The 9,165-nt window shown below is 67.7% G+C and carries 9 protein-coding genes; 5 read left to right on the top strand and 4 right to left on the bottom strand.

Translation table 11 applies throughout. The features are described 5' to 3' along the window. The 3 genes from VEY12_09895 to VEY12_09885 form a co-directional block, all read left to right on the top strand. On the top strand, window positions 1-346 hold a 346-nt coding region (locus tag VEY12_09895; protein HYM40430.1), incomplete at its 5' end, for a hypothetical protein. A 152-nt stretch (window positions 347-498) separates the two neighbouring features. Beyond that, window positions 499-801: a hypothetical protein gene (locus VEY12_09890; GenBank protein ID HYM40429.1), complete on the top strand. Its 303-nt coding sequence runs from the start codon at window positions 499-501 to the stop codon at window positions 799-801. 48 nt (window positions 802-849) lie between these two features. Further along, window positions 850-1,368 (top strand): class IV adenylate cyclase, encoded by a 519-nt coding sequence (locus tag VEY12_09885; GenBank protein ID HYM40428.1) that lies wholly within the window; start codon window positions 850-852, stop codon window positions 1,366-1,368. A gap of 6 nt (window positions 1,369-1,374) precedes the next feature. Here the strand turns inward: VEY12_09885 and VEY12_09880 are convergent, their stop codons facing one another. Together VEY12_09880 and VEY12_09875 are read right to left on the bottom strand one after the other, a co-directional pair. After that, on the bottom strand, window positions 1,375-1,887 hold the full coding sequence (locus VEY12_09880) for a hypothetical protein (GenBank protein ID HYM40427.1): 513 nt from the start codon (window positions 1,885-1,887) through the stop codon (window positions 1,375-1,377). A 150-nt stretch (window positions 1,888-2,037) separates the two neighbouring features. After that, on the bottom strand, window positions 2,038-3,174 hold the full coding sequence (locus VEY12_09875; GenBank protein ID HYM40426.1) for a radical SAM protein: 1,137 nt from the start codon (window positions 3,172-3,174) through the stop codon (window positions 2,038-2,040). Window positions 3,175-3,302: 128 nt separating this feature from the next. Here VEY12_09875 and VEY12_09870 point away from each other — a divergent pair, with 128 nt between their 5' ends. Beyond that, window positions 3,303-4,346, top strand: a complete 1,044-nt coding sequence (locus tag VEY12_09870) for a PKD domain-containing protein (protein ID HYM40425.1) — start codon at window positions 3,303-3,305, stop codon at window positions 4,344-4,346. A 26-nt stretch (window positions 4,347-4,372) separates the two neighbouring features. Here the strand turns inward: VEY12_09870 and VEY12_09865 are convergent, their stop codons facing one another. Together VEY12_09865 and VEY12_09860 are read right to left on the bottom strand one after the other, a co-directional pair. Further along, complete coding sequence (locus tag VEY12_09865) at window positions 4,373-7,345, bottom strand: hypothetical protein (GenBank protein HYM40424.1); 2,973 nt, start codon at window positions 7,343-7,345, stop codon at window positions 4,373-4,375. 136 nt (window positions 7,346-7,481) lie between these two features. After that, window positions 7,482-8,282 (bottom strand): hypothetical protein, encoded by an 801-nt coding sequence (locus VEY12_09860; protein ID HYM40423.1) that lies wholly within the window; start codon window positions 8,280-8,282, stop codon window positions 7,482-7,484. Window positions 8,283-8,395: 113 nt separating this feature from the next. Here VEY12_09860 and VEY12_09855 point away from each other — a divergent pair, with 113 nt between their 5' ends. Further along, the gene (locus VEY12_09855) at window positions 8,396-8,878 is read left to right on the top strand and encodes an acyl-CoA thioesterase (GenBank protein HYM40422.1); all 483 of its coding nucleotides are present in this window, start codon (window positions 8,396-8,398) and stop codon (window positions 8,876-8,878) included. Window positions 8,879-9,165 lie beyond the last annotated feature (287 nt).

The raw sequence follows: 9,165 nt of genomic DNA, 5'->3' as shown, positions 1-9,165 counted from the left end.
TGACCAGGCCGTGACGGACATCAGGCATCGCCTCGATGAGGTGCGCTCGTTCATCGTGTGGACCGCCCCGCTCTACGTGCTGTTCGTCGGTGTGGGCCTGTACGAGAGCCACCTGACCGTCACCCTGGCGTTTGCGGTTCTCCTCGCCGTGCTCGTGGCCTTCGGTCTCCTCGACGGCCTCGTGCTCGCGACCCTCCAAGGGATTCGGGTCCAGATCGCGGTGCCCTCCGCGGACCTGACGTCCACCCGGGCGCGGCTCGAGCGCCTCTCGCGCTCGCTGTGGGTCGGCGGTGCGCTCCTGGGCGCGGCGGGCGCGTGCGCCGTTGTGATCATGAGCCTGGGCTAGGCGCGCATCCGTGCCCCCGTGGTGGCTCGAACGCGGATCACGTGCGGTTCCTTCCGTCTCGATCCCCGACGCGGGCTACCCATACAGGAACCTTTAATAGAACCCGTTCGTAGGCCCGCGCGTCCCGGGGATTTCCGGGACGATGTGATCCCGTGGACTTGGTGTGGCTCGTGATTCCCGCGGCCGTGGGACTCTTTGTCCTGCGGACCTTTTGGATCGCCCGGAAGCTGAAGCACGCCGCGAAGAGTGCCAGCGCCGCCGACGGGCTCGCCCTGCGCGCGGCCCAGCGCGCCCTCGGCGTGCATCGCGAGCACCTCCACGACGCCGTCGCGAGGCCGAAGGAGCACCTCGCCGCGGCGAAGGCACTGTCCCGCGTGCCCACGGTCCGGGCCCGTTCCCCCTCCACGGGACTCGATGCCATGGTCGAGGACTTCCTCCCCGAGCGCCGCCTGTAGCCTCCCCGACGCGAACCTTCTTGCGGCCCCGCCCCATCCCTCGGTTCCATGGCGGCGGGGGCCAAGCATCTCGTCGAGCTGAAGGCTCGCTACGAGGACCTGGGCAAGGCGCGCGCCCTGCTCACCGGCGCGGAGCGTGTGGGCACGTTCCGCCAGACGGACACGTACTTCTCCCTGGGGGACCGCCGCCTCAAGCTGCGGACGATCGACGGCCAGGTGGCCGGCCAACTCGTGTACTACGAGCGCCCGGACGAGGGCGGGGTCAAGCAGAGCCTGGTCCTCCTTGCCGACCTGCCCGACGCGAGCACGGTCCTCGAGATCCTCCGCCGCGCGTTCCCCGTGAAGGCGGAGGTGCGGAAGACCCGCGAAATCTACCGCCTCGAGGGCGTCCAGGTGCACCTGGACTCCGTGGACGGCCTGGGGCGGTTCCTCGAGTTCGAGAAGGTGGTCTCCGGGGAGGCGGAACGGGAGGCAGGACGCTCCCAGCTCGAGTCCCTGATCCGCTACTTCCAGATCGACCCGGAGGACCTCATGGCCTCCTCGTACTCGGACCTGCTCGGGACGTGAGGGCCCTCACCCGGTCGCGCCCACGGTGAGCGGCGCGGACTGCGTCGCCAGGAGGGAGATGTCCGCCGTGTTCACATGCCCCGAAGGGTCCACGGAGACGGAACGGAGGTCGCCCAGGGGGACCCAGACCATCGCATCGAGCGTGGCCGACCCGTTCGCCGTGGGCGCTGCGGTGATGTTGTAGACCCGCGGGCCCGAGAGGTCCAGCCCCGTGAGGTTCCACACCGTCGGCGACGCCCACGGGTTCGTGGAGGGGGTCCCGCCATGGACGGCGAGCGTGCCCATGTCCACGGACAGAAAGAGGTTCGAGAGGCTCCGCGCATCGATGAATGCCTGCCGCACGGTGATCGTGATCTGCACATCGGAACCCACGGTGGGGGTGCCCCGGACATCGACGGACAGGTCGAACGCGCGGAACGCGCTCGAGTTCGCATTCCGGAATGCATTCACCGCGACGCCCGCACCCGCGGTGGCCACGACGAGGACCACGACCAGGATGAGGACGTTACGCTCCTGCATGCTGCATCCCGAGCGGTTTCAGGGGGACGCCACCTAATTACGCTGTCGGTCTATTCTCGCAGGGTCCTTCGGCCCGGGGGATATGCGACCCGACGGTCATGACGCGTCCGCTACGGCAAGACCCGCGAGACGGCGAAACGTCGGCGCGCGTCATCGCTTGCTCGGCGGCTCCACGGACGCCAGGGGGACGAACTGCCCTCCGGGGCTCCCCGCGTCGAGCGTGCCCTTGATCGCGGATTCCTGGAGGATCGCCTGGTGGTTCCGGTCGCTCCCGGCGATCAACGGCATCGAGGGCACGACCGCGATGGGCTGCTTCCCGCCGTTGATCAGGTCGCGGTAGTACGGCGCCCAGGCGGACACGACCTCGCGGGGGTTCACGAAGCTCTGCGTCGCGTAGTACTGGTACCAGGCGCACTGCAGATCGCACGCGGCCATGCGCGCGCGGCGCTCCTCGGCGTCTTGCGACTCCACGTACGTCAGGAGATCGGAGTCGACCAGGTTGATCGTCTTCTCCTCGAGGACCCGGCACGGGTACCAGAGGAAGCCGTCCGCGTCGACGATGATCGAGGACGTGTCGCAACCGTGGTCCTTCAGGATGCCCGTGAAGTACCCCTTTGGCGAGATGATCACGCCGGGATACTTCTTGCGGAGCTCGAGCCCTTTGCTCGACATCGTCGTGAGGTCGGGCAGGTGGTCCTTCGTGTTCTTCAGGTGGACGGCGCACATGACGACCGCCTTGACGCCCGCGTCGTAGCAGCGCTTGATCTTCCACTCGAGCGCGTCGACGTCGTTCTTCGTGACCACGATCTGGACCGTGACCACGCTGCCCCAGGACGTGTACTCCTCGAGCTCGTCGAACATGTCCAGGTTCCGGTGGCCCTCGTCGATCGAGATGTGCAGGAAGTCGATGTACCTCGCGTACTCCGCCATGGGGTAGCGCAGCTGCATGTCCCGCTCGCTCGTCGTGAACAGGAGGTAGAAGGACTTCTCCCACTGGTACTTCAGGAGCTCGAGGATGTCGTCGCGCACGAGGGGGTCGCCGCCTTCGAAGCTCGTCATGATCACGGAGGAGCGGGCCAGGTTGTCCAGGATCTTCTTCACGTCCTCCGTGGGCATGTCCACCCACTTGTTCTTCACGTGCCAGCAGTTGCAGAAGGAGCAGGTGAAGTTGCAGCGGCGGGTGAGCTTGAAGGACGCGTAGAACGGATAGATGGCCTCGCCCGCCATCTTGTTCCGGAGGATGTACGAGCCCACCTCGAGGAACCGCTTCTTGGGGAGCTTCCTCATGGCGACCTTCCGGCCCTGAGAGGAAGGTCGGCGGGATAACCTTTGCCCTCACGAGCCCAGGCTCCCATGAGGAGCCCACCGCGGGAAACGTCCGAACCATTTCCGAACCCTGATAGTCCCCGACTTCGATGGGGGCCGTGGGGCGCTGCGTGCGGGGCGTGGCCTTCCTCGCGCTAGTAGTGGGCGTAGCTCTGGCCGTAGCTGCCCCCGCGGCGACGGCACGCGGAGATTCCCCGATCGTGCCCAGATTGGCTTCGTTCGTCGCCCGTTCGACCGCCAGCCCGACGTACTACGGACCCAATTTCTTCGTCCCGACGGCGCCGCTCACCGTGTTCCTCAACGCGAGCGCCTCGGGCGGCGCACCGCCTTACACGTACACATGGGATTTTGGGGACGGCGCGAGCCAAGCGATCCAAAACGCGACGCACTCGTACGGAGGGCCGGGTCTGTACGTCGCCCGGGTCACCGCGGGGGATGCGGCCGGGCGGCGGGCCACCAGCACCGTGGTGACCGGGGTGAACTCCTGGAGCGGCACTTCATGGGTCAACGCGGAACCGACTCCCGCACTTGGCACCGCACCGCTGACCGTCGAATTCGCGCTCACGGGGATGGGCATTCTGCCGGCCTCGTACGCGTGGGCCTTCGGGGACGGGGTCTCGAGCAACGTCTCGAAACCGACCCACACGTACACCGTGCCGGGTACCTACCTCGCGCGACTTAACGTCTCGAACTCGAGTCGCGCGACCGCGACCTACTCGATGACCGTCCTCGTCGAGGGGAACGGTCCGCTGGACGCGCTGGCCACGGCGTCCATCGTGGGGCTCTGCTACGCCCCCGTGTGGAACCGAGTGAGCTTCCAGGGATGGGCGGGCGGAGGCGCGCCCGTGTACGCGTACCTCTGGCAGTTCGGCGAAGACAACGCAACCTCGGCGGGCCGCGACGCGACCTTCAGCTACAACGGGACGGGATTCCACACGGCTTCCCTCACCGTCGTCGATTCGTCGGGAGACTCGGCGACTTCTTCGGCAAGTGTCTTCGCCGCGCCTCCCCCGTGCCCGCTGAAAATGGGACTGCCGTGGGTGCCCATCCTTGTCAGTGCGGGCGCAGCGGCCGCCCTGATTGCGGCAATCATCGTGACATTTAGACGAGAGAGGACCAAACGGCCGCCGTAGAGCGGGACGCTTCCTCGATCGCTCGCTCACGGCTCGGAAGCGCCCTTCGTCGGATGGCGGAACTTACGGGTCAACAGCATGAGCAGCACCGCCGTCGCGCGGGCAGCGAACAGATATTCCGGGGCGTACAGGAGCGCCTCGATAGGTTCGGGGAGACGCGCCACGGCGAGGGAGTAGATCACCGGTGGCATACGGAAGAAGAGGAGGAGAAGGGGAATCCATGCGACGGTTCCGGCCATCGCGGCGGACGCATCGCTCCCTCCGGCGACGAACCGCCTCAGGGTCGCCTCGGCCGCGACCGTGAGTGCGCCAACGGCCGCGGCGAGCACGAGGAGCGTGAGCACGGTGCCCACCGCGAAGCCCAGGGCGAAGAGTGCGACAGCCGCTGCCGCGAACGCCACGGCCTGAACGAATTCGGGACGCGCGAACCTCCACGGCCGCACGACCAGCAGGGCTGCCAGCGGTGCCAGCAGGAGCAGGATCGTCGCGGTGGACACCAGATCGCTGCCCTGCACTCCGAGGCGCAGGCCCAAGGAGTAGTTCGATGCCACCGCGAGGGCAAACATCGGCAGGGCCACGACGAACCCGCGGACGTAGGACGCCTTGGCGCTCACGGGCTTCTCCCGGGGCCCACGGGGAAGTCTCACCGCCAGGGGGACCAGGAGGGCCAAGGCCAGGACACCAAACCCCAGGAAGTCGACGCCTGCGAGGAACCCCACCCCAGTGCCTGCGGTTGCGGCAATCAGGAGGCCCGCCGGCTCCACGGTCTCCCGAGCGAGGACGGCATCGATCACGGCCACGGTTCCGATGGCCGCGAGCGCGAACGCGACGTTCGTCCCGAGGGACAGGGCGACGAACACCAAGTCGAGGCCTGCGGTCGCGAGGAGCGAGACCCGGGGGAAGCTCCGGTCCAAGTACCGACGCAAGGGTCGCCCGACACCCGCGAGTGCGACACCCACAAGGATCCACTGGTAGCTCCAGAAGTTGGCGGCGAGCCCGGCACGGAGCGCGAACATGAACAGGGCGAAGGCCACGGCTACGGGGATCAGCGGAATCCCCCGCAGGAGCGAGCGTCGCACGCCCGTGCCCATGGCGCCTCGGACGCCCGCAAACGCAACGAGGGCGGCGGCCACGACGACCAGGCCGAGGGCGAATGCCGCTTCGTAGAGCCCCGCCTCCCGAAGGTCCACGGAGGCCAGCGTGGCGTTGTAGGCGGCCCCCGAAGCGCCACGGGACCCCGAGGTCGCATCCAACCATCCCTGGGCTGCTCCGAGCTGCGGGGCGAGGAACGTGGCGGCGAAGGGGTCCGACCGCATCGAAGCGAGCTGGGCTCGCGCGCGGGCCACGAAGCCCTCCTGCATGAGCGCGAAGAGCTGCTCGGGCGTCACCACGGCGAGGTTTCCCCCGGTGCGATCGGTGAGGCCGCGGATCATCGTCGCCGCGTCGTGGAGATCGAAGCGGAACGTGTATACGGTGACCCAGAGGAAGTGGGGGCCCGCGTCCCAGGTCGCCATGGCGGCCCCGACCTTGGCGAAGAAGTTGCCCATCGTGGTCCAGAGCTGGGTCGAGCGGATCACGGGCGCTGCGGTCGACGTCCCCGCCTGCATCCAGGCGTCCTGGGTCTTCGCCTGGTCGTCGTAGTCGAGGACGAGGCCCGCGGGGCGCAAGGCGTCCACGTAGGCGGAGAGCGTCGAAGACCGGTACGGAATCTCGGAGGCCACGAATGCGTTCAGGAGCCACGCGACGTCCATCCCGGTCGCGTTCGCGTATCGGGCCGTGGACTGCAGATAGGGATCGAGATCGCCCGGGCCGAGGTAGTCCGGGTAGAGGTACCCCGCGCCGCTGGGGCCGAGGACGAACCGGTCGTCCGAGGTCGCGCTCCCGTAGTAGTAGTCCAGATAGGGCGGTGCCAAGTCCGCGAGAAGCGGGCTCAGGCTCCAGGCGATCGGGAAGGTTCCCCGCTCCGGCTCGGCCCAGAGCTGCCGCATGCGGTTCGCGATGAAGTCGAGGTTGTCGCCATCGGGCACGGCGACGACCACGTAGGTCTTGTTCTCAAGCCGCGGCGTGGGCGGCGGTGGCGGCTGCGTGCGGACCTCGCTCCGACCCATCGAGGTGAGGACGCTCAGGTTGGGAACCGCTTGGGACCCGAAGATGGGCTTGCCGTACTGGGACGCGAGCTGGACGAAGCCATTCTCCTCGGTCAGCGTGGGGCTGTCGAACCAGCCCAGGATGGGGACGCCATGAGGGACCGCTGCCAGGATGCGCTGGGTCGCGGCCAGCTCCGCGGGCGACGCGAGGACCCCCTGAGGCTCGTAGAACACGAACGTCCTCGTCGCAATCAGGTAGTCGCGCAGGTCGAGTCGGTCCGGCGGGAGAATCGCGAGGAGGTCGGGATTCAGCCGCGGGTAGAGTTCCTCGAGGGCCCGGTCGTACACTTGGGTCGAATCCGCCGTGGTCCAGTTGGACGCCGCGTAGTCCAAGACCGCAGGAAGTCGATATCGACCCTCGAGGAAGGGTGCCGTGTCGGGCGCCGCGAGGACGGCGTCCTGGAGGGACGCGACCATGGTTCCGATGTTCACGGATTCGGGGCGGGAAGGATCGACGACCGCGAACCCCCTCACGGAGGGCAGGTAGTGGGCGTAGACCCAATCCTGGGTGACGACGTCGTACGAGACCCCGTAGTGCGCGACCAGGAACGAGAGCATGGAGGACGCGTTGCCCGTCTCGTTGTCGAAGTCGAGGTAAAGCTGGGCACTCGCCCGGTTCACGAGACCTTGAATCGAGAGGAGCGTGAGCCGGGTCGACTCGTTCGTCGAGGCGGGCACCGGAAGGACGTGCAGGGCGGACGAGGCAGGCAGGATCGGGAAGGGATCCGTGTTCGGAGACAACCGTGCGGGAATTGCCGCAGAAGGAACGCCCGCGGCCCAAAGCAGGTTGGCCACCGCGACCGTGATCAGGAGGGCCACCACGACCAGCGGGGCCAGGGTCTCCTTGGACACCGGAAACCGGTGCGGGGAGCGTCGCCACGCACGGTCGGGGTCCTCCAGAATTCCCGCCTCCAGCGGCCGCGGGGATAGCGGCGCCCGCGGTATAGCCTTTGCACCCCGCACCGCCCGCGGCTGAGGCTCGGACCACTCAGGCCGTCACGTTCAGCCAGATAATCTCGCCGGAGAACGTCCCGCCCGATTGGCCGTCTCCGTACGCGCCGTTGAAGATGAGCCCCTGCGGGATCGGGTATTCGTTCGCGGTCGGGCCCCCCGCGGGCTCGTACAGCGGAATGCTCGCCAGGTTCGATGAGAAGTCCGTGACCGAATGGGTGTCGCTGTTGTACACGGTCGCGGTCACGTGGCCCGAGAACGTCCACGCGGCGGACGGGTTCAGGGGTTCACCCCAGATCGTGAAGAAGTCGCCCAGGGTCGGCGCGGGGTTCACGACCTGCGGAAGCTCCACATGGATGATCCCCGAGCCGTCGTGCGTATGGAGGACGTGGAACTGCCCGCTCGCGCAGTAGTACGCCGGGTTCGTGTACCCGGCCTGGTTGATCGCCCCGATGTCCGCGCCCTGGCTCGAGTCGTAGGGGAGGTGCTGGGCCGCTCCGTTGTCGTTGATGACCAGGAGCGGGTGGTAGTGCTCCACGGATCCCTCGACCCCGCAGTACGTGACCACGTCGAAGTTCGGGTTCGAGTGGGATCCGAGGATGTAGGGCAGGCCCAGGTAGCCCACTCCCACCACGAGGGCGACGAGGGCCAGGACGACGGCGACCCGCCGTGCAGTGAGGGAGGACCCGCCGACCTTCGCCGCACGGCGAACCTCGCGGTGCTCTTCGTCGGAGATGGCCGCCGACGGATCCCTCCCAGGGTGGACGTTCGCGTAGTGCCGCTTCATGTTCTCGAGCTTGACGCTCGAGTCGCACTCGGGGCACTCCCGCATGGACATGGGCACGGACCTAGACGACCCGTCGTATTTGGCCTTTCGGCGACCCGAAACGGCGGGCGACCCACCTGCGGCCGCGGGCGAAGGACGAAAAGGAGGCGGCGGATACGGGGGGCATGGCCTCGCCCACGCCGATCGGGGAGACGCGGACCGTGGTCGAGCGAATCATGATGCCCATGGACGCAAACCCCGCGGGCAACGTGTACGGCGGCTCGATCCTGAAGTACATCGACGAGGTCGCCACCATCGTGGCAGTTCGTCATACGCGGACGAACGTGGTGACCGCTTCCATCGACCGCATGGATTTCCTAGCTCCGATGCATGTCGGAGACCTGCTCATGCTCCGCGCGGCGATCAACTACACCGGGAGGAGCTCCATGGAAATCGGCGTCCGGGTCGAAGCCGAGGATCCCCGCACGGGACGTGTCGTGCACGCGGGCTCGTGCTACCTGACCATGGTCGCCCTGGACGGAAACGGGCGACCCACGCCGGTTCCGCCTGTGTCCCCGTCGAACGACGAGGAGCGCGCGTGGTTCGAGAACGGGAGGCGACGCCGGGAGCAGCGGCTCAAGCTCCGCGAGCGCCTGGGACAAGACTGAGTGGAAGATGCTCCCGACGGGATTCGCTCGACCCATACGTCGTGCCCCCGGACGGGGAACTAGGCACACCGCACCGCACTCAGGGAGTCGAGAAACGCGGTCTCCGAGCCCTGCCCCTTCATGCCGGGGCCGCTTGGCCTCGGCCCTTTCCCATTTGCGCGCCGCCAAAATGACGGGAAGGCCGGGAGCGTCGCGGCCTTGTTATCCCAGAACACACGAAATCCGGCCTCCGGCGAGCCGCGGGTAAGTCGCTGTGTCGCAGAAGAAGAAAGGAAAGACGCCCGTCG

The organism is Thermoplasmata archaeon (genome assembly GCA_035632695.1).
In the GTDB taxonomy this organism is placed as follows: Archaea; Thermoplasmatota; Thermoplasmata; order RBG-16-68-12; family RBG-16-68-12; genus RBG-16-68-12.
This window is presented reverse-complemented; position numbering and strand designations above follow the sequence as displayed.